Source organism: Alteromonas sp. MTD1 (assembly GCF_042848195.1).
Taxonomy (GTDB): domain Bacteria; phylum Pseudomonadota; class Gammaproteobacteria; order Enterobacterales; family Alteromonadaceae; genus Alteromonas.
Genome location: NZ_BTGG01000004.1, coordinates 109,759 through 131,821, shown reverse-complemented (window position 1 = coordinate 131,821; position 22,063 = coordinate 109,759). Strand labels below are relative to the sequence as shown.

Sequence of the window (22,063 nt, the reverse complement as noted above, 5' to 3'; positions counted from 1 at the left end):
AGATATTTCTAAACAATCGTCACACAGTTCTCAATTTATCATTGACTGCCAAATAGCGAGAAAATGTGAATAACACCATCGACTTCGAAAACGCGCATCACTTCAGCCTACCCAATGGTTTGCGCGTGATGGTGTGTCACACACCGAATCTCAACGAAACGAATGTGTCGATGTCGATTAGAGCCGGTCACTTTTATGACCCCGACGACTGTCACGGGCTTGCACACCTATTAGAACATATGCTGTTTATGGGCAGCAGGCACTTACCAAAACCCAACGCTATTAATGGGTTCATAGAGCAACATGGCGGCAATATAAATGCTTGGACAGGCACTGAGTATGCCAACTACCATTACCAATGTTCAGGCGACGCGGTTGCACAAACCCTTCCCGCCTTCGCAGACATGCTCCGCCAACCGCTTTTTGAAGAAGCGTCGTTGTGTAATGAAATAAAAAATATTCACGCTGAATTTGAATTTAAGAAAAAAGATGATTTACGCCGGCTTTATCAAATTCACAAAGAAACCTGTAATCCAGAGCACCCGTTTGCCAAATTTTCAGTAGGAAACAGCGATACCTTTTCAAAGCATTCAAGCACTGAATTAAAGTCACGACTTAAAACAATGCACGGTGCGCTGTATTGTGCACAGAATATGAGGTTATGTATTTCGTGTCCCATGCCTATTCAACAACTAGAGGCATTAGTACATCAGTGTTTTGGTTCTTTGAAAGCTGGCGAACTCGCCAGTGATAATTGGCCAAGCTTGTACACAGACAATGAGCTAGGTGTGCAGATAAACATTCATCCGCTGCAAGCGGCAAAGCGAATGATCGTAACCTTTGCATTGCCAGCATTACAAAATGACTACAAATGTAAGCCGTTGAATTACATTAGTCATTTAATTGGCGATGAAGGAGAAGGAAGTTTATTAGCGTATCTAAAACAGAAAGAATGGGCGCTAAATCTCATAGCCGGTTCTGGAATTGAAGGTGACGCATTTAAAGATTTCAATGTCAGTTTTCAGCTTACTCAAAAAGGGCTAGAAAACCGATACCGCGTTGTAGAGGCGCTTTTTAGTTACATCGCTCTCATAAGACAGTCGTCAGGTGAGGCATGGCGATACAAAGAAAAAGCCAAGCTTAATGCGCTCGCACTTGAACATGAAGAAAACGTCAAATCACTCAGTCTTGTAACAGAATATGCTCAACATCAATTTCTTTTCACTCCTATGCAACTTAACGAGCTTCGCGCCACAATAGGTAGTTACGATAAAGCGGTTTTAGAGCATGCGCTGTCTTTCTTCACACCGGATAACTTGCGCATCAAACTGATTTCAAAAGACGTCAAAACAACAAAGGTATGTGCGTTTTATAATGCCGAATACAGTGTTGAAGCCGTTGACGAGAGGGAATTAAGCGCTTTTCGCTCTCCCTCAAAAATTGAAGCTTTGCATTTGCCTCCTGCAAACCCTTATTTGGGCAACGAGTATCAACTTGTTTTACCTGAAACTTCCTTTGATACACCTAACAAGATGCACGAAGAGTCAGGCTTTAGGTTTTGGTTTGCACAAGATCAACAATTTCACAGCCCTAAGGGCGATATCTACGTTTCTTTCGATTCTGCTGACTTTTCGGATTCATTGCCAGCGGTAGCGGCGAAGCGCATATGGCTAGGCGCGTTGAACGATCACCTTCAGGCAAGATATTATCGCGCTGAAATTGCAGGGTTACATTATCGAATTTATGGTCATCAAGCGGGCTTTACCTTGCACACGCGAGGCTTTACTAATCAACAAACGTTGCTCGCTAATCAACTGCTTGATGCTGCTATTAACTTTACTCCTTCTGAAAGAGACTTTGAGCATCACAAAGCGCTGCAGATGCAAAGCCTTCATAACTCATTACTAAACAAACCCACTAACCGTTTGTTCTCTCGACTAAGTGTACTTATTCAACGAAATACGCAAGCGCCGGTTGAGCTACTAGATGTAATTGACAACATCTCATATTCACAATTGCTTGAGTTTAAGTCGGCCGCTTTTAGTCAATATTTTGTCGAAGCCTTTATGCACGGTAATTGGACAAGTAAAGATGCGGGCTCATTTTGCAATCAAATAAAAGAACACTGCGCGAATGCGAATAGCCAACCTCTATCTAGGTCGGTATCAAAGTTACCGATTGGCGAAACGCTATACCACGAAGTAACCTGTAATCATGATGATTCTGCCGTAGTACTCTACTTACAAGCGCCATCGCAAGAACTTACCGATACCGTTTTATGCATGGTCATTGAACAAATGCTAGCAGCACCGTTTTTCAACGCGCTGAGAACTGAACAACAATTGGGTTATATTGTGGGTACTGGTTTCGTTCCGCATAATCAGCATCCAGGTATGGCTTTTTATATCCAAAGCCCTCAATGCAGCCCAAAGCAACTTCTTGATGCAATAACTACATTCTTGTTTCAACAGCTTCACGAATTAGAGTTTTACCGTTTTTATTGGCCAACTATTCAGCAAAATTTGATAAAACAACTGGAAGAGCGTGACCTTACGTTATCGATGAAATCGCAGCGGCTTTGGGTGAGTTTAGGGACACAAGATCTTTCCTTTAAAAGAAACGCAAAACTGGCCGAGAGAATAAAGTCTTTAACGTTTGAAGAGGTACAAGCTTTTGCTGGAGAGTTAGCAAAAAGAGAGCGTTGTGGCGAACTGGTATTGTACTCAAAAGGCAAGTTTGAGGCGATGACAACAAACGCGAAAAGAACGATCAATAGCATTTCAGAATTTAAACAGCTCATCCCCTACTATTAGCCTGAAAATGCGCCGCACCATACGTATATAGTGATATACGCCACAAAGTTTGCTCAAGAAGTAAACCATCATCCCTTTAAAGTTAAAAAATCCTTGTAGAGGCTACGTTAATTCGGCATATTTATTATTCTGGTTGTTAGGGATGCTACCAGTAATAATAAAAAAATAATAAAATGGTGTAAGCCAAAGGTGTTTAGGTGCGCTCAACCCTAATATTTACAATCTATTTTCTTATGTTGGTTTTGCCAGGACTCGTTTGCGTTCAGGCAAAAGCGATAGAGATTTCTGATCTAAAATTCAAAGAGGTCGGAAAACCTGAAGGACTTTCCGATAACGCCGTACTGGATATTGTCGAAGACGATAAAGGGTACATTTGGATCGCCACCGCAAACGGGTTAAATAGATATTCGGGATACAACGTTAAGCAATATCACCCATCAGACACAAACTCCAACTCGATTCCGTCAGGTTACATTTATAAGCTCCTTTTTGATTCACAACAGAACCTGTGGGTTGCTACTCACTCTGGGTTAGCGAGATATCGACCTGAAAGTGATGACTTCGAAGTTTTTGATAAAGACAACTCCGTACTTAAGACAGATATAATTACAGGCATTAGCGAATCTTCTGAAGGCGATATCTTATTCACTGACCCTAAAAACCTTTACAGGTACTCTTTTTCAAATCAACGGATTGAGCTAATTAAAAAGGTTTTTGATGTACCTAGCATAACTGGCGTTATTCGCGATGAAACTAACCGTATTTGGATAGGCTCTAAGGGCAGTGGTATATCAATACTCGATAAGCATTCAAATGAGCTGTATCACACAACTAAAGTAAACCCATGGGGCATATCATTAGATATTTCCACATTAAATGCGTTGCAGGTCATTAATGGTAATTATTGGCTTGCCACAAATAATGGTATAAAAATAGTATCCGCATCTGGACAGCTTATCAAACATATAGGCGATGAGGTTTTCAACAACACGTCTAAGCAACAAATCAAAGCAATTAAGGAAATAGACAACAATATTTGGGTTGGTACTAGTGAAGGCACGTTTATCTTAAAAGACCTTTTGAGTGAAGAAATAAACGCTTTTACTAAAATAGACTACATATACCTTGACCAAATTACCCAAGAGACAACAATGCTGCCCTTGGCAGATATTACCAAAATCTTTGTAGACAGAATGAATGTAGTCTGGCTTGGGTCCTTGAAGAAGGGTACTTACAAGTTCCATCCTGCATACGCAAAGAGCAAATACAAGCCCGTTTTCAATTCTGGAAAAAACTTAGAAAATGACCACTCTGCTATTTGGGGTTTTGCAGAAGATAGTGATAGCCGAGTTTACCTTGTCTCTCAGCAACGTGGTATTGGCCTTATACAGACAGATACATCAGACGTTGCGTTTTTTGATATTTTCGAAAAATTACCAGCAGACATTACCTACTGGGATTTGGAGATAGATGAAAACGGCTTTTTCTGGCTTGCGTCATCTAACGGTATTTATTTACTACAACTCATTAACGATAACCTTCAGATAGTCGACCACATTTTTGAGGGTAACTTTATCGACTTTTTTTACCTCGAAGACAATGACGTTTGGCTTTGGAGTGAGAATAATGGAACCATAAAGCTGAACCACTCTGGTGATGAGGTAAATCTCAGTTCTATAGAGAAAGCATCTGTAGCAGAGAGGTTAATCCCCATTTTCAAGGACAGTTACAATAGGCTTTGGCTTAGAAAAGATGACGGATTAAAAATATTTGACCTTGGGAAAAAGAAAACTATCAAGGAGTTCTCCTCGAGCGATGGAATCAATTTCATGGCTTATGGTATCTACGAAACCAGTGAAGCACTGTGGATAACCACAAGATCAAACGGAATTGTGATGGTCGATAAAAACTCCCTCGAGGTTAGAAAAATTCAAAAGAGACCAGAAGGCGCGAGTCAGATTATATCGTCCGTAGGTGTTAACGATAGTATCTGGTATGTCGACTCAGCTGGCGTACACCAGTTGTCACTTCCCGACCTTGCTGAGACATTACTTATCCCAAACTCTGAACTAAATTATAACTCTCTTGGAGAGAGCTCTGTATTCGCTTCTTCCAAAGGCTACATTTATTTCGGTGGAATGGAAGGGTACAACAGGGTGAATAACAACCAACTTGGGCAAATCAAATTAGACTCTGCAACGCTTCCGCCCGAGATTGAAGAGTTTAGGGTATTTGGATCACAAGAGAGCTATATTCAAGATGATAGACAGTTCCATAAAAAGATAGGCGTAGAAAATAACACTCGACACGCAACAAGTATCAAAGAAAAGATTAATCTAGATTATGATGAGTCTAGATTTAGTGTGGCTTTTTACTTACTTAATGCCATTTACCCAACGCAAACAATTTATCGATATAGACTTCAAGGCTTTGATGAAAACTGGACTTATACAAATATCGAACGAACAGCTCAATTCAATAACATAAAATTCGGTAGCTATATTTTTGAAGTGCAAGCTAAAGAGCCGCAAAAGTCATGGTCTGCGTCAAAGCTTCTTAATATTAACGTTGCACGCCCCCCTTGGTTACATACAGTAGCTCTCGTTTTTTATTGTATTATTGCATTGGCGTTCTTAGCTTTCATTGTGCGCCAGTATCAAATTCGAAATGCCAGTCAATTAGCTATTAAAGAATCAGAAGAGCGCCTAAAACTCACTTTGTGGAGTTCAGGTGATGAGCTATGGGACTGGGATGTATATCGCGGTCAGGTTTATCGCGCAAACACGTGGGGCACGCTAGATTTCCCACAAGACGATATTCGTACCACAGGCGCTTATGACGCCAATATTCATCCAAACGATATTACACGAGTGAAAGACTCGTTACGTGAACACTTAGAGGGAAAAAGCGACTTCTACGAACTGGCGTATCGTGCAAAGACATTTAATAACCAGTGGATTTGGATCCTAGACCGCGGCAAAGTGGTAGAGCGCGACCACAATGAACAACCTGTTCGAATGACGGGTACGCTGAAAAACATACACCACCTTAAAGAGGCAGAAGAACAGCTTAACCTATTTAAACGCTCTATTGAAAACATCTCTGAAGGTGTGTTCATTACCAATACACAGTTTAAGTTTATCAGTGTTAATAATGCGTATTGCGGTTACACGGGCGAAACGCGAGATCAAGCATTAGCTAGCTACATGCATTTCCATTTATATCCAGATGCATTCACCGAAGAGATTAAAAAAACGCTTAAATCAAAAGGTAATTGGTCTGGTGAAGTTGAAAGTGTTCGCGTTAACGGAGAGCGTTATGAGATGGAATTAAACATCGATGCCGTTCACGACGAAGATGGAAAAATTAGCCACTTTGTGGGCGTATTCAGCGACATTACTTCTCGTAAAAATACCGAGAAGGAACTCCTTAAACTTGCAAATACTGACCCGCTTACCGAATTACCTAACCGTTCATTCTTCCAAGCTAGCCACCAGAATTTAGTTCGTAAGGGCGCACAACACACTTTACTTTGCCTGGATATGGACAACTTCAAGAAAATAAACGATTCACTAGGCCATCAAACTGGCGACATCCTTATTAAACAGATTGCGAAGCGTCTACAGCGAACAACAGGTAAAAGTGCAACCTGTTACCGCTTAGGTGGTGATGAATTCAGTATATTGATGGACGATAATGCTGACGTTCACACCGTTACTCACTACGCTCAAAGCTTGTTAGATACACTTTCTCGCCCTTTTATCATTAATAAGCAAGAGTTTGTATTGGGCGCCAGTATCGGCATAGCCTTTTATCCAGATGATGGTAACTCACCACAAGAAATGCTGAAAAATGCCGATACTGCAATGTATTTTGCCAAGAACAATGGCGGTAATAGCTACCAGTTCTTTAGTGGTGAGATGAATCAAAATGCGGTTCGCCAGCTGCAAATTGAAAACTTGATTAGGCAAGGCATCAAAGAAGACCTGTTTACGGTTTACTATCAACCTAAAGTAGATATTGCTACTGGTAAGCTTGTGAGCATGGAAGCCTTAGTGCGCTTTGAACACCCGCAAAAAGGCATCGTTAGCCCAGGGCAATTTATTCCACTTGCTGAGCAAACCGGTCAGATAATTGAAATTGGTGAGCAAGTACTGCGAAAAGCTTGTGCTGATACTAAACGTTGGGTTAGTCAGGGGCTTTTCAGTGGCCGTGTTGCTGTTAATATTTCTGCAAAACAGTTTGAATTACCAGACCTTGATGATCGCATTAACCGTATCCTCAGCGAAGTGGGCCTCTCCCCTCTTCACCTAGAATGCGAGATTACTGAGGGCACACTAATGGAAAGCCCTGAAAATGGCCTACAGATGATGAATAGGCTCCGTGAGCGAGGTATTCACTTAGCGTTAGATGATTTTGGAACGGGCTATTCATCACTTGCATATTTAAAGCGCTTTCCGCTAAATACGCTTAAAATTGATAAAGCATTTATTGACGATATTGCTGTTAGCAATGTAGATAGACACATGGCGGCAGCCATCATCAACATTGCTCACAATCTTGGTTTAAAAGTTGTTGCTGAAGGTGTAGAAGAAGAAGCCCAGCTTGATATTCTGAGACGGTACGATTGTGAAATGCTGCAAGGTTTCTTGTATAGCCGTCCGCTAAATGCAGAACGCTTTGAAAAACTACTCACCGAAAACCAGCAGCTTCATACTATTCTGAGCCAGTCTAGCGTTTAGCGTAGCGCGTCCATACCGTCCTTTTAAGACATGAGTTCAGATGTAAGTCATCAACACATTTTATGCTAGTGAAGTCTCTACCCAACCATAAATAAACTACTAGCGAAGACGCCCCCCTTTTGCTTTGCCCTCTAATTACCAAATAACCCCTATAAGTGCTGCGTTACTCATTTGAGTCGCCTTACACATAACCAATTAAGACAAACGCCTCATGCGCTCAAAGTTAACAAAAGCGTCGGAAAGTTGCCGTTAAACAATAACTTATCTGCTGCTAACGTCAAACAAATGTCACAACAATGAAAAACAACCATAAACCATTGATTTATAACAAATATTTAAAGTTGGCACGCTACTAGCAATAACATTAATACCGATAACAATAACTATATATCGGTTTTGTTTGTTCGTTCAAAAATTAGAGGAAAATAACATGTTAAAAGAGTACGCTGTTGCACTAGTACTTTCTACCGCCACTCCAGTAGCTGCTGATAGCCAAGAAGGTGCAAAGAAGGCACCTGAGTCTCAAAAAGAGACGATAACTGAGATGAAAACACATCGACCAAAAACTGGTTATGGCTCTTTAGGTACTGGCAAATAAGCGCTAACCAAATTTCCCAAAAGGAGAGCCATGTGCTCTCTTTTTTTTCGCCTAAAGAAAAGAAGTTTTTTTAATCCGGCATCGGTCCGGTATGAGAAATAGCTTTTTTATGCAGTATTTGAGGCCTACGCTGCTATATAGAGGTTATTAAACCCTACTGCATTACGCCAGTGAACATGCCGTGCAATAGAAAACATGGGTAACAAAATAGGCCCCAAAACTAAGCCTGCAACAGCCCATTTCTTTGCATGCATACCCCACTTAAAAGCTTCAACATAGAAGTAGATAGAAAATACAATGCTAAGTAGTAAAAGGGAAATCACGTTACCTCCAAGAGAACTCGATATCTACGCAAAACGACTTAAATAGGTGTTTTAAGATGCAACCTATTGATTTTGCGCAACCGCTGAACACTGTTCAATAAATCAGCGGCACGAATTTTACCTAAAATTGCGCAATAAACCAGCAAAAATAAACATTACATACAAAAAAACCGGGCAAAGCCCGGCTTTTAACATTAAATTTACATTTTAGTAAAACGTCTGCTCAGAATCAGCCATTTTTACAAGTACTTCAGCTGGTGCAAATTTGTCGCCAACAGCAGTAGCGAAGTGATTCAAACGTTCAACCACGTACTTGATACCAAGGGTATCCATGTAACGGAATGGACCGCCAAGGAAAGGCGGGAAGCCTATACCGAAAATAGCGCCAATATCACCGTCACGCGCATTTCGAATTACGCCTTCATCAAGACAGCGTGCAGCCTCGTTAAGCATCATCAGTACGCAACGCTCAGCAACTTCTTTTTCACTTAGCTTGGCTGAAGGTGTTAAGCCAAGAAGTGAGTAGATGCTTTCATCTACCTCTTTACCCGGTTTCTTACCTTCGTAAAGATAGAAACCTTTTTGGTTCTTTTTACCTTTACGGCCATCGGCAAGTACTTTGTCAAACGCACTTGGAGCAGTAAACCGCTCTCCAAACGCTTCTACAAGGAATGGGATGATCTTAGTACCAACATCAATACCTACTTCATCAAGTAGCTTCACAGGGCCTACAGGGAAGCCAAACTTCACTAAAGACTTATCGATATGTTCAATCGGCTCGCCGTCCAAAATAAGGTTTGCCGCTTCGTTCATGTATGGCGCCAAAATACGATTGACGTAGAAACCAGCACCGTCTTTCACTACTACAGGCGTTTTACCTTGTTTCTTGGCAAACTCTACTGTTGAAGAGATAACTTGGTCCGACGTATTCTCATGCGCAATTACTTCAGCCAACGGCATTTTATCTACCGGCGAGAAGTAATGTAGACCTATTACATTCTCTGGGCGTTCAGCCTTTGCAGCAATCTGCGTAATTGGAATTGATGATGTATTTGAAGCGAAAATTGTGCTTTCTTTGCAATTCGCTTCAATATCAGCAACCATTTTTTGTTTAAGATCTAAGTCTTCAAAGACCGCTTCAACGACAATGTCAGCGTCTTGATAGCCGCTGTAGTCTAATGTTCCTGTTAACAATGCAAGCTGCTTTTGCATTTCACTGTTGCGAATAAAGCGTTTCTTCACCTTCTTGTTTAAGATGTCGTAACTGTACTTCATCGCATTAGCAATACCTTCTGCGCGTACGTCTTTAATACGCACCGGCACACCTGCTTTTGTAGAGGTAACAAACGCAATACCGCCGCCCATTAAGCCGCCACCTAGCACGCCTACTTTCTTCATTTTTTCCGGCTTAACACCTTCAACACCGTTTTCTTTTTTCATTTCGGTAGTTGCGAAGAAAATTTGACGTAATTGGAAAGACTCAGGTGTCATTACCAGCTTACCAAATGCTTCTGCTTCAGCTTTTAAGCCCGCTTTCATGCCATCGTTCATGCCAGTTTCAATAACATCAATAATGTAGCCAGGCGCTGGATAATTACCCTTTGTTTTCGCAAACGTCGCTTCACGTGCTTTCTTGAACAGCATACCTCGGCCTGGGCCGGTGTTTTCAAGCATTTTGTTCATCACACCTTTTTGTGGTGCATCGCGCTCAGGTTTGCGTTTAAGGGCAAACTGTTCTGCTACTTTAAGTAAAACACTTTGAGGAACTACATCGTCAACAATACCGTACTTTTTGGCTTGTTTTGCACGCGCCGGCGCACCAGTAAGCATCATCTTCATTGCTTGCTGAATACCAATCAATCGAGGTAAGCGCTGTGTGCCGCCACTGCCAGGCAGTAGGCCTAGTTGAACCTCAGGCAAACCAACTTGTGTGCTTGGTGAATCAGTACATACGCGATAGTGACACGCCAACGCTAACTCTAAACCACCACCTAATGCCGGACCATGAATTGCTGCTACGAATGTAGCCTTCATGTTTTCAATTCTGTCGAAAATAGCTTGGCCGCCTGCCGCTATGGTTGTTGCATCTTCGGCAGTTTTGCAGGCAGCTAGCATCGTAATGTCAGCACCAGCAACAAAAGAACTAGGTTTGCCGCTAGTTAACACAACACCTTTGATGCTGTTATCACGCTCGATGTCATCAAGCATGGCAGAGATTTCATCACCAAACTCAGCCTTAAGCGTGTTCATGCTCTCGCCTGGTACGTCCATACTTAGTATAGCGACGCCGTTATCTTGTTTGGTTAACGTAAATGCGCCTGATGTTGGCTGAACGTCATTTGTCATTTCTTGTTCCTGACTCATATTATTCTGTCTCCACAATCATTGCAGCACCCAGACCACCAGCAGCACAAGCTGTTAGAAGGCCAGTACCACCACCACGACGATTTAGTTCGTTAAGCATTTGCGTGATCATTCGCGTACCTGTTGCTGCAAACGGGTGACCGTAAGCAATCGAGCTACCCATTACATTGAACTTGTCCATATCTATTTCGCCCGTTGCTTTGCTTCTGCCTAGCTTTTCTTGCGCAAATTTATCGCTTGCAAACATTTTCACGTTTGCCAAGGTTTGTGCCGCGAAGGCTTCGTGCATTTCGATAAGCGTAAGGTCATTAAGCGTCATACCCGCACGGTCTAGTGCAATTGGTGTGGCGTAAGATGGCCCCATTAGCATATCTTCCCATACATCGATTGCAGAGAATGCATAGCTGCGAATGTAACCTAACGGCTTATATCCTAGCTCTTTAGCGCGGCTTTCTGTCATCATTAGCACGGCTGATGCACCGTCGGTAAGAGGTGTTGCATTAGCTGCTGTTACCGAGCCGTATTTTTTATCAAATACTGGACGTAGCTTGGCGTAGCCTTCTAACTTAGAGTCGAAACGCACGTTATTGTCGCGCTCAAGCGCACCTTTGTAAGGTTCCGCATATGCAGTCATAACTTCGTCAGCTAACTTACCGCCTTCCCAGCTTTCAGCTGCAAGGCTATGCGAGCGATGTGCTAGTTTGTCTTGCTCTTCACGAGAGATTTGGTGTGTTTTTGCCATTTGCTCTGCAGTTTGCCCCATAGACAAACCAGTAGAATATTCCGCAACCGCTGGCGGAACAGGCGCTAAGTCTTTCAAGCTTAGGCGCTTAAAGATATTAAGCTTTTGACCCAACGTTTTTGTCTTTTGCAGGTCAACTAACGCCCTTGCAAGGTTTTTAGAAACACCTATTGGAGAAACAGAAGTAGAGTCAGCTCCACCAGCAATACCCACCTGAACAGTACCTGCCATCATACTCTCGGCAACGTTAACTGTAGACTGGAAGCTCGTTGCACACGCGCGAGATACGCTGTAAGCATCTGTATGCACATTCATACCGGTGCCAAGTACAATTTCACGAGCAATATTTGGCGCTTCTGGCATTTGAACAACCTGACCATAAACAACTTGGTCAACCCACTCCTTTTGAACACCATGACGAACAAGAAGTTCGTTAACGACCATCTTACCTAAATCAACAGCCGGTACGCCGTGAAAATATGTCGCCATCTTTGCGAACGGAGTACGTAACCCCGCGACAATGGCGATGCGATCACCCTCTCGGGTTGTTACTGATTGTTTTGTAGCCATAATGCACCTAAATAATTGACCCTATTGGTTTACTTTGAAAACCAATTAAGTGGTCTGACCTGTAATACACCTGATTTTTACAAACAATGAACAAAATAGCAAATAATGCACTTAAGATGAGTGTTAAGCGTAATATTTATTTTGCGCAAATTAACAGTAAAGCTGTGTCAACACCCGTTTTTGCCAAAAACGCTATCGAAGACAATTTCTTTCCGATTATGATATTGAAGAAAGGTAGAATGAACCTTATATGAAAATCATAGTCTGTTTTGTGTCATAGTGAATACGTGGTTGTAGCGTGTATGTTCATTTCGGCTAGCTTCGGTGTATTGAAAAATGAGCTTCAATACAACGCCATACGTTTCACTGACACCCCCAAAAACGAGAATTAGAACGGAAAATTGCAATATGGCAGCAGAGCAGTTTCAACAGTTGCATGCGTATTTAGACCAACAAATTATCGGTCAGAGTGCGCTAACCAAAAGCCTTTTAATCGCGCTACTTGCCGATGGCCATTTATTGGTAGAAGGCCCCCCAGGGCTTGCGAAAACAAGAGCGATCAATGCACTAGCTAACGGTATTGATGGGGATTTCCATAGAGTACAATTTACCCCAGATTTACTTCCTGCCGACTTAACAGGTACCGACATTTATCGCCCTGAAACGGGTGAGTTTGTATTTCAGAAAGGCCCATTGTTTCACAACCTAGTACTTGCCGACGAAATAAACAGAGCGCCGGCAAAGGTTCAGTCGGCGTTATTAGAGGCAATGGCAGAACGGCAGATAACCGTCGGAAGCAAAACCTATCCACTTCCACCGCTGTTTCTTGTAATGGCAACGCAAAACCCACTTGAACAAGAAGGCACTTACCCTCTGCCTGAAGCACAATTAGACCGCTTCCTAATGCATGTTGATATTGACTATCCGGGGGCAGAAACAGAGTTAGAAATACTTAGACTGACAAGAGGTGAAGCACTTTCTGAGCCGCCTGTAACGCCCCCTACTCTCTCTCAAGGCGATATATTCACCGCTCGCAAAGAAGCCCTTTCTTTGTACATGGCGCCAGAGTTAGAGCAATACCTAGTGCAACTTATTATGGCCACTAGACAGCCTGCGCAATTTAGTCCAGACCTAGCCCAGTGGATTGCGATGGGGACTAGCCCAAGGGCCACCATTAGTCTAGATAAATGTGCACGAGCACATGCTTGGTTAAGCGGTCGTGATTTTGTGGGGCCTGACGATATACAAGCAGTGGCTCATAATGTACTTCGTCATCGAATAATTCTGTCTTATCAAGCTGAAGCTGAAGGCATTACGGTAAATGACGTACTCGACAAAATAGTGGCGACTGTCGCAGTACCGTAAAATCATGACAGATATTCAAACTCAATTGAATAAGCTGCTGACTGACGGTGTGACGCTGTCAACGGCAGAGCTACTTCGTTACCAGCAGCTATCAACACTTTTTAGTTTGGCACCTAAGCATGCGCCTCAAGCGCGGCTAGCAGGAAGCTATTTGACCAAGCATAAAGGTAGGGGCATGGAATTCGACGAAGCCAGGCATTACCAACATGGTGACGATATACGCGCCATTGATTGGCGCGTAACTGCGCGAACGGGTAAAACGCACACCAAGGTATATCGAGAAGAACGCGAACGTCCTGTTTTCTTATTCTGTGACTACTCACCTTCTATGGCATTTGGCACGAAACTGCTCACCAAGGCGGTACAAGCCGCTCACGTTTGTTCATTAATAAGTTGGTCGGCTGCAGCGAGGGGGGACAAAGTAGGCGCATTAATATTCAATCAATCCCAACACAAAGAAGTAAAACCGCTTACCCGAAAAAAAGCGGTTTTAAGAGTCTGCCACGAACTTATGTCACTACATAGCGAGAGCCTACAAATTTCGCCGAATAAGGCACGCGATGAAGCAGCTTTTGTCGATGCTTGTGCAAGGGCACGCAGGCTCGCTCGCCCAGGTAGTCTTGTATATTTGGTGTCAGATTTTCAAAACCTTTCTTCACAAGCATTGAGCCACCTTAATAATTTGACTAAACATTGTGAGGTAAGAGCCATAGTGGTTACCGACCCTATTGAGCATAGCTTGCCAAAGTTAAACGCTGTGCAAGCAGTAAATGTGTCTGACGGTGTAACGCAACAACGCTGGATATTGGGCGACAAAAAAGAGCAACAAGAGTACGCAATGTGGCGTGCCGCCCAGAATGACGGTATCAGTACAGCGCTTAGTAAGAACAAAATTTCTCGCTATACCGTCTCAGCAGGGGCAATGCTTGATGATCAGTTGCAAAGTATGCAAAGGGAGCTACTGTAATGCAGTTACAACCTTGGGCACCTAACGGCAACGCCGTATCAAGTAATCCTGCAACTAATAGCTCGGTACCAAGTACTCTTGCACAGCAGGACCCTCTTGCACAATTACGCGATATTCACGTGCCGTCAGATGTGAATGCATGGCCTCTCGACTGGGGGTGGTGGTGTCTTATTGTCGTCGTTATCACTACTGCTTTTTTTACTGTAAGAGCCATTTATCGTCACATTGAACACACTAAGGCCAAGAAGCATGCCCTTCAAGTACTGAAGACAATATCGATAGAAGATAAAGATTGGCCACAATCACTTAATACCTTGTTAAAACGTGTGGCGTTATCTTATTACCCGCAAAGTGACGTGGCGTCGCTGCATGGCAATGCGTGGTTTACGTTTTTAACAAATCAATGCGGTGCAAATGAACGCGTTGATAAAGGGTTCAATGCATTGCAACTTAATCTCTATAAAAGACATGTTAACAATGACGCATTTGCAGATTGTTTCTACGCTACGGAGTATTGGATAAGTAAAACGTCATTTCCAAAAGACAATATTCAAAATTCAAAGCAAGGTCATGGGCTTTCACTCCACAAAAAATCAAACTCGAATATGAATTCGGTATCAAATAAGGATGTAAGTTCGGAGGTGCATAGTGCTTGAATTTGCATGGTGGTGGGCATTTTTTGCACTTCCGCTACCTCTATTAGTTCGCTTTTTTTCGTCCAGAGCGCAGGAAACGGCAATGTCAGCGTTAAAAGTGCCAAGACTCAAGCCTAACGAAACAGAACATTTATCGATTACTAAAAATGGTAAAATACCCATGTTGGTGGCTACGATTATTTGGATCTTGTTGATATGTGCTACCGCCAGGCCACAATGGCTTGGTGAGCCTATTAGCATTCCCAATGAAGGGCGAGAAATGATGCTTGCAGTAGACCTCTCTGGCAGCATGAAAATTGACGACATGCAGTTAAACGGTCGCCAAGTTAATCGTCTTACTATGACTAAGTCAGTTCTTTACGACTTCATTCAACGCCGTGTGGGCGACAGACTAGGCCTTATTCTGTTTGCTGATACTGCTTATGTACAGGCCCCTCTTACTTACGATAGGGATACCGTATCTACCCTACTTCGCGAGGCTGTTATAGGTCTTGTGGGTGAACAAACCGCTATTGGCGACGCTATTGGATTGGCAGTTAAACGCTTCGACGAAAAAGAACAGTCAAACAATGTGCTTATTTTGCTCACTGACGGCCAAAATACCGCTGGAAATATTACCCCCGAACAAGCGAAGAGTTTGGCTATAAGTAAGGGCATAAAGGTTTACACCATTGGTGTTGGTGCAGACAAAATGCTTATTCAGAGCTTTTTCGGAAGTCGACAAGTAAACCCGTCTCAAGAACTCGATGAGGGCATGTTAACAGACATTGCTACTTCAACCGGTGGGCAATATTTTAGAGCGCGAAATGCAGAGGAACTTCAAGCCATCTATCAACAATTAGATGCGCTTGAACCCATAGAAGGTGAGACACGTAAAATGCGCCCGCTTACAGCGCTTTACTTCTACCCTGCGGCATTTGCTTTGTTACTGAGCATTTTGTGGGCAGTGGTTGCAGTTCTGTCACCACTGCTTAGTCGTGTGGCGAAAAAATTAAAGTATAAAAATACCACTGAAGGAGCCAAGGTTTAATGGACTTTTCGTCATTTTCACTTGATACCTTTATTGAGCAATTTCACTTTATTCGCCCGCAGTGGTTCCTTGCACTCATCCCTTTAATGGGTTTGTATCTCTGGCTGAAACGTACAGCCAGTAATAGCTCTGGCTGGCAATCTGTTATCCCTTCTCACTTATATCAGCACATGGTTGTGGGTAAAACACAAAAAGGTAAGCGCCCTCCTTTTTGGCTTCTTGCAACAGGATGGTTAATGCTAACTATCTCGTTAGCAGGGCCAACATGGGAACGCTTGCCCCAGCCTGTTTATCAATTAAAAATGGGGCACGTGATTGTACTGGATATGTCGCTATCTATGCGTGCTACTGATATGACGCCTGACCGATTGACCCGCGCAAAATACAAGGCTATTGACTTAGTTAGTGCGATAAGTGAAGGCGAAATGGGGCTGGTAGCCTACGCGGGTGACGCGTTCGTTATAAGTCCATTGACTGAAGATGCTGCTAACATTACGGCCTTACTTCCAAGCTTATCGCCTGAAATTATGCCAGTTCCAGGAAGCGACCCTTTGCTTGGTATAGAAAGCGCGGTAGAACTGCTAACCAATGCAGGTTACAACGATGGTATGATTTACTGGATCACCGACGGCATTGACTTCCAACAACAGTCGGAACTGCAAGAATACGTATCTACCCTTCCCTTCAAGGTAAACGCGCTTACCGTTGGAACGCCCCAAGGTGCACCTATTCGTCAATTGACTGGCGAGCTATTGAAGGATGCAACAGGCAGCATTGTTATCCCTAAACTAAATAAAAGCTCGGTAAAAGGTGTGATAAATGCAAATGGTGGAACCTTCGCCTCATTTACCGCCAACGATGATGACGTGAATACCCTTGCGTCATTGTCATTAATGGATCGCCGGAATGCAGACGATGAAGGTGAAAAGAGTAATATTCAAGGTGACCAGTTTAAAGAGATGGGACCATATATCCTTCTTTTACTTGTTCCCTTTGCCGCCTTTGCATTCAAGCGAGGGGTGATTTTTGCACTCGCAACATGTTTACTGCTACCTCTCTCTGCCCCGCCGTCTTTGGCGCAAGAAGCTTCAAACACATCAGCATCATCGACACAATCACAAAATAGACAACCATTGTCGTGGTGGCAAAAACCCTTCCTAAATGCAGATCAAGAAGGACATTCCGCGTTTAAACAAGAGCGTTTCAAAGACGCGGCTAAAGTGTTTGAAAATGATGAGTGGAAAGCTTCATCGTTGTACAAATCAGGTGACTATGAAGCTGCCCTTGATGCTTATAAAAAGATACCTGGCGCTGATAGCCTTTACAACCAAGGCAATGCGCTTGCCAAGCTTGGCCAATTAGAAGAAGCACTAAAGAAATACGAACAGGCACTTGAAGAAAACCCATCTTTAGAAGATGCACAAGCGAATAAAACGGTTGTAGAAGAGCTGTTGGAACAACAGCAACAGCAAGAGAATCAACAACCTGAAAACAACCAAGACGAAAACCAGCAAGCTGGCGACGATAGCGATAATCAAGACCAAAACGGCAATCAGAACGGCGAGCAAAACGATGATTCAAGCTCTGATTCAAACAGTGATTCAGACAATCAGAACCAAGAGCCAGGCAATGAAGACTCGCAGAGCGGTGAACAAGACAATGGTGATCAGCAAAATGATGCCAATTCACCTGAATCACAAGCGAATAACAATGAAGTTGCACAGAACGACCGACAACCAGAACAACAAGAGTCAACAGGTGAACAGCAGCGTCAACAGCAAGCAGAACAAAGTGAAAACGAACCTGAAGTAGACGCCAAAGGGCAACCAGTAGCTGACACAGAGTTAACGGATGAAGAAAAAGAAGAAATGCAGCGTATGGAAAGTCTTATGCGTCGAGTTCCCGACGACCCCGCGTTCCTGTTAAAACGCAAAATGCAGCTTGAAGCCCAAAAACGACAACGACAACGCATGCCTTCAAATCGGAGTGATTGGTAGATGAAAGTAGTTTCCCTATCTACGTTTATTTTTATATTTCTATGTACGTTTTCGTACTCAGCTAACGCAGATATAAATTCTGTTGAAGCAACGATAGACAGAAACCCAGTTATGCTGGATGAGGCGATACGGCTTACTGTGACTGCTGATGGAAGTGCAGACAGAGACGCCTTTGACAGCTCACCGCTGTTGAAAGACTTTGTTGTTGGACGAACATCGGTAAGCAGTCAAACTTCTATAGTTAATTTTGATACAAAACGTACCACGGTCTGGACCACAACATTGTTTCCCAGAAAAGAAGGTACATTCACTATTCCAGCATTAAGCGTTGAAGGCAAATCAACAAAGCCTATTCGCGTTAAGGTCATTCCTGTTCAAGAACAAGGGCAAGGCAGCGTTGCACGCGATTATTACGTGACGACCGACATTGACTTAAAAGAGGCTTACCTGAATCAGCAACTGCTTTATACCGTTAAGTTGTATTTATCGGGCAACATTGAGCGCGGCAGTCTTCAAGCGCCTGAAATGCAAAATGCGGATATCAAACAGCTAGGTGAAGACAAGCAGTATAGTGATATCGTTAACGGTAAGCGCTATCAAATTATTGAACGCCAATTTGCCATTATACCTCAGGCATCTGGCGAATTCACACTGCGCGGCCCTATTTTCACCGGCGAAGTGCTTGCCCCTAATACCAATCAGCGCTTTGGCTTTTTTAATAGAACTCAACAGATTAATCGCGTGGGGCCAGATATTACTATTACGATAAAGCCAATCCCTCAAGATATTGATTTCCCGTGGCTCCCATCTGAAATGGTGAGAGTTGATGAAGAATGGCCGCAAGGTGATCAGTTTATCGCCGGTGAGCCTGTAACACGCATATTGACGCTTACGGCGCTTGGTGTGGTTGAAGAACAACTGCCAGACATTCCTGAATTTTACCCTCCTAGCTTTAAGTTATACCCAGATCAGTCAACCACTACCACGGTAGAGCGTGACCAAAACTTAATATCGCAGCGTCAAACATCGTTAGCAATTATTCCAACACAGACAGGCAGCTACGTGTTGCCCGAGGTAACCATACCTTGGTTTAATACGCTAACTGAAAAAACGGAATACGCAACCATTGCTGCAAGGACTATCACTGTAGTGGCGCCAAACGCAAATACAGCCGCTCAACCGTTGGCGCCGTCTGCGACAAGTAATACTGTAACTGATGATAAGAATAGCGATAACGAAAGTGGACAAATTGCTGCTGCGCGTCGTGAAAACGAAACAAATGCAGCAGCGCAAACCACATCAGATGCATCGGCTACAGATAAAAGTTGGTTTTATATTGCGTGTGTTTCGCTGCTGGTAAGCACGCTATTGTTAGTAGGCTGGATTTATACTGGTATAAAGCTTCGTCGCATAAAAAGGTTCATACAAAGCCCTAGTGGTTATGTAGCCGCGCCGCAAGGTAATCAGCAAATAGTAAATAATACAGAGAGCGACGCGTTCAAATTCCTGCTAAAAACATTGAAAAAGCAAGATGTGAAAGCTACCGAGGGCGCACTGGTAAAATGGCTGGCTGCCCTTGAAAGTGAGAACAAACAGCGTGCTTTACCAGGTAACATCCCCGAAACAAAGGCAATCAAGCCTTACTTTGACGCGTTAGTTGCGCTTCGCTTCTCGCCTGCTCAAGCAAACGTTAAGTCGCAAAGCAATAAACAGATATTTGTCGGTCTGTTGGACGCCATAAAAACGTCACGAAAACAGTGGTTAGACAAAGAATCAGCAAAAGCGCAACGGTTATCCACCTTATATCCTGCTGGGTAAACCGCATAGCACTTGTCAAATGAGGAAGAGTCGAATAAAGGTAAGTGAGAAATCGAATAATAAAATTTTGCAACGTCACACGGCGCAAAGCTTTTTAGAAGGCAGGCGTCTTTGACAAATAAGAGCAAATGAAAAGCACAGGGAAACTTTATGAAAACACAATTTAAGCATTTAGCGACTAAACTTACGCCTGTGGCATTAGCCATAGCAGCTATTTCGGGCCTAGCGGCGTGTTCACCAGCCTCACAAACCACACCTGCATCGCAAACAGCCATAGACCAAGCGTCGACACCTAAACAAGAGCAAGTGGCTCAGCAATCTGAATCCCAGCGACTAAGCGCATTTTTCGAAAGAACATTCGAAGAAGATTTAAAACGCTCTCCTCTTTTTCAAAGCTATTTAGGCAAAAAGTGGGATTACGACAAATGGGATGACATAAGCGATAAGCAAGCAGATGAGCGTGTTGCCATTGCTAAAGAACGTCTTGCAACACTTGATACCTTTGACAGCACGCAGTTAAGCGAGCAAGAGCAACTTAGCCTGCGCCTATACAAACTGGGGATTGAGCGCGATCTAGCAAATGATAAGTTTCGCCACCACCGCTATATTGTTCATCAATTTCGCGCTGCTCATACGCAAGTTCCTAGCTTTCTAATTAATATCCATAGCGTTAAGAGCGAAGACGATGCAAAGGCCTACATTGGAAGACTGAATAATGTGTCTACCTATTTTGATCAGGTTATTGCTCAAATGAAGATTCGCGAAGACTTAGGTGTTTTCCCACCTGCGTGGGCTTACGATCAAATGATTGATGCATCTAAGAATGTGGTTTCTGGTGCGCCGTTTGATGATAGTGAAACTGCGTCGACACTATGGGAAGACTTTCAGAACAAAGTATCAGCGTTAGATATTGAAGAAACTAAAAAGCAGGCTTTACTAGACGATGCAAAAGCAGCATTAATAAACTCGGTTCAACCAGCCTATAATAAATTCATTGATGCATTAGCTCATCAACAAACCCTCACACCTGAAGGTGACGGCGTTTGGCGATTACCTGATGGCGACAAATGGTATCAAAACCGTCTTAATTGGTTCACAACCACCGATTTGACCGCTGAAGAAGTACATCAGATTGGTCTAGACAACGTAGAACGTATCCACAACGCCATGCGAGAAATCATGCAGAAGGTTGGCTTTGAGGGCACCCTACAAGAATTTTTTGTTTTCATGCGTGAAGATGATCAATTCTATCTTCCGTCTACCGATGCAGGCAGACAGCAATACCTTGATGACGCCAAAAAAGCCATTGACGATATGCGTGAAGCAATACCTGAATACTTCGGTATCTTGCCGCAAGCACCTATGATAGTTAAGCGCGTTGAAGCATTTAGAGAACAGTCTGCAGGTAAGGCGTTTTATCAAAGCCCAGCGCAAGACGGAAGTCGACCAGGTATTTATTACGCTAACCTTTTTGATATGAAAGCAATGCCAACTTATCAGTTGGAAGCATTGGCTTACCACGAAGGCATTCCTGGCCACCATATGCAGCGAACCATTGCGCAAGAGCTAGAAGGCGTACCACAGTTCCAGAAGTTCTTGAGCTTTACGGCATATACTGAAGGTTGGGGCCTGTACACCGAAGAATTAGCAAAAGATATGGGCTTTTACCAAGACCCTTATTCTGATTTCGGCCGCTTAGCAATGGAACTATGGCGCGCATGCCGTTTAGTGGTTGATACAGGCATTCATGCAAAGCAATGGTCGAGAGAAAAAGCCGTTGATTACTTGGTAGAAAATACACCAAACCCACAATACGACGCGCAAAAGGCCATTGAGCGTTATATTGCTATGCCTGGTCAAGCTACGGCTTACATGATTGGCAAATTGAAAATCATGGAACTTCGAGAAAAAGCGATGAACGAGTTGGGTGATAAGTTTGATTGGAAAGGTTTCCACGATGAAATTCTTCAATATGGGCCTGTCCCCCTGTCTATTCTGGAAGAAAACATAGAAACCTGGATTTCTAGCCAAAAACAACAGTAATTAAACCGTTCACGAAAAATAAAATTGTTCGCTTA

Annotated in this window: 13 protein-coding genes; 10 read left to right on the top strand and 3 right to left on the bottom strand. The window is 43.2% G+C overall.

The genetic code is table 11. From position 1 onward, the window contains the following. The first annotated feature begins 65 nt into the window (after window positions 1-65). The 3 genes from ACGHAV_RS06645 (at window position 66) to ACGHAV_RS06635 (ending at window position 8,153) form a co-directional block, all read left to right on the top strand. The gene (locus ACGHAV_RS06645; protein WP_390378122.1) at window positions 66-2,813 is read left to right on the top strand and encodes an insulinase family protein; all 2,748 of its coding nucleotides are present in this window, start codon (window positions 66-68) and stop codon (window positions 2,811-2,813) included. Window positions 2,814-3,010: 197 nt separating this feature from the next. Continuing rightward, window positions 3,011-7,555, top strand: a complete 4,545-nt coding sequence (locus ACGHAV_RS06640) for an EAL domain-containing protein (protein ID WP_390378119.1) — start codon at window positions 3,011-3,013, stop codon at window positions 7,553-7,555. Window positions 7,556-7,985: 430 nt separating this feature from the next. Then, window positions 7,986-8,153, top strand: coding sequence for a hypothetical protein (locus ACGHAV_RS06635; RefSeq protein ID WP_390378116.1), 168 nt, complete (start codon window positions 7,986-7,988; stop codon window positions 8,151-8,153). A 125-nt stretch (window positions 8,154-8,278) separates the two neighbouring features. Here ACGHAV_RS06635 and ACGHAV_RS06630 read toward each other — a convergent pair whose 3' ends face one another. From ACGHAV_RS06630 to fadI, 3 genes are all read right to left on the bottom strand, one after another. Further along, a complete protein-coding gene (locus ACGHAV_RS06630; RefSeq protein WP_334013016.1) occupies window positions 8,279-8,476 on the bottom strand; it encodes a hypothetical protein in 198 nt (65 codons plus the stop codon). A 207-nt stretch (window positions 8,477-8,683) separates the two neighbouring features. Next, a complete protein-coding gene (gene fadJ, locus ACGHAV_RS06625) occupies window positions 8,684-10,822 on the bottom strand; it encodes a fatty acid oxidation complex subunit alpha FadJ (RefSeq protein WP_390378630.1) in 2,139 nt (712 codons plus the stop codon). Between the two features lie 19 nt (window positions 10,823-10,841). Beyond that, the gene (gene fadI, locus ACGHAV_RS06620) at window positions 10,842-12,152 is read right to left on the bottom strand and encodes an acetyl-CoA C-acyltransferase FadI (RefSeq protein ID WP_390378112.1); all 1,311 of its coding nucleotides are present in this window, start codon (window positions 12,150-12,152) and stop codon (window positions 10,842-10,844) included. Window positions 12,153-12,560: 408 nt separating this feature from the next. Between fadI and ACGHAV_RS06615 the strand changes: the two genes are divergently transcribed. The 7 genes from ACGHAV_RS06615 to ACGHAV_RS06585 all read left to right on the top strand — a co-directional run bounded on the left by ACGHAV_RS06615 (window position 12,561) and on the right by ACGHAV_RS06585 (window position 22,028). Further along, window positions 12,561-13,517 (top strand): AAA family ATPase, encoded by a 957-nt coding sequence (locus tag ACGHAV_RS06615; protein WP_390378109.1) that lies wholly within the window; start codon window positions 12,561-12,563, stop codon window positions 13,515-13,517. A 4-nt stretch (window positions 13,518-13,521) separates the two neighbouring features. Further along, entirely contained in the window at window positions 13,522-14,484 is a 963-nt protein-coding gene (locus ACGHAV_RS06610; protein WP_390378106.1) for a DUF58 domain-containing protein, read from the top strand. Next, on the top strand, window positions 14,484-15,140 hold the full coding sequence (locus ACGHAV_RS06605) for a DUF4381 domain-containing protein (protein WP_390378103.1): 657 nt from the start codon (window positions 14,484-14,486) through the stop codon (window positions 15,138-15,140). Before ACGHAV_RS06610 ends, ACGHAV_RS06605 begins: the two co-directional genes overlap by 1 nt. Then, complete coding sequence (locus tag ACGHAV_RS06600) at window positions 15,133-16,170, top strand: VWA domain-containing protein (protein ID WP_390378100.1); 1,038 nt, start codon at window positions 15,133-15,135, stop codon at window positions 16,168-16,170. Before ACGHAV_RS06605 ends, ACGHAV_RS06600 begins: the two co-directional genes overlap by 8 nt. After that, window positions 16,170-18,167, top strand: a complete 1,998-nt coding sequence (locus ACGHAV_RS06595) for a VWA domain-containing protein (RefSeq protein ID WP_390378097.1) — start codon at window positions 16,170-16,172, stop codon at window positions 18,165-18,167. The genes ACGHAV_RS06600 and ACGHAV_RS06595 overlap by 1 nt, the downstream gene beginning before the upstream one ends. Continuing rightward, entirely contained in the window at window positions 18,168-19,985 is a 1,818-nt protein-coding gene (locus tag ACGHAV_RS06590) for a BatD family protein (protein WP_390378094.1), read from the top strand. 150 nt (window positions 19,986-20,135) lie between these two features. Further along, window positions 20,136-22,028, top strand: a complete 1,893-nt coding sequence (locus ACGHAV_RS06585; RefSeq protein ID WP_390378092.1) for a DUF885 domain-containing protein — start codon at window positions 20,136-20,138, stop codon at window positions 22,026-22,028. The last annotated feature ends 35 nt before the right edge of the window (window positions 22,029-22,063 follow it).

What these genes read in the sequence shown, in the direction of transcription:
- ACGHAV_RS06585 (WP_390378092.1), top strand. Translation starts at nt 20,136, where the DNA reads ATGAAAACACAATTTAAGCATTTAGCGACTAAACTTACGCCTGTGGCA.
- ACGHAV_RS06635 (WP_390378116.1), top strand. Translation starts at nt 7,986, where the DNA reads ATGTTAAAAGAGTACGCTGTTGCACTAGTACTTTCTACCGCCACTCCA.
- ACGHAV_RS06615 (WP_390378109.1), top strand. Translation starts at nt 12,561, where the DNA reads ATGGCAGCAGAGCAGTTTCAACAGTTGCATGCGTATTTAGACCAACAA.
- fadJ (WP_390378630.1), bottom strand. Translation starts at nt 10,822, where the DNA reads ATGACAAATGACGTTCAGCCAACATCAGGCGCATTTACGTTAACCAAA.
- ACGHAV_RS06610 (WP_390378106.1), top strand. Translation starts at nt 13,522, where the DNA reads ATGACAGATATTCAAACTCAATTGAATAAGCTGCTGACTGACGGTGTG.
- ACGHAV_RS06595 (WP_390378097.1), top strand. Translation starts at nt 16,170, where the DNA reads ATGGACTTTTCGTCATTTTCACTTGATACCTTTATTGAGCAATTTCAC.
- ACGHAV_RS06605 (WP_390378103.1), top strand. Translation starts at nt 14,484, where the DNA reads ATGCAGTTACAACCTTGGGCACCTAACGGCAACGCCGTATCAAGTAAT.
- ACGHAV_RS06590 (WP_390378094.1), top strand. Translation starts at nt 18,168, where the DNA reads ATGAAAGTAGTTTCCCTATCTACGTTTATTTTTATATTTCTATGTACG.
- fadI (WP_390378112.1), bottom strand. Translation starts at nt 12,152, where the DNA reads ATGGCTACAAAACAATCAGTAACAACCCGAGAGGGTGATCGCATCGCC.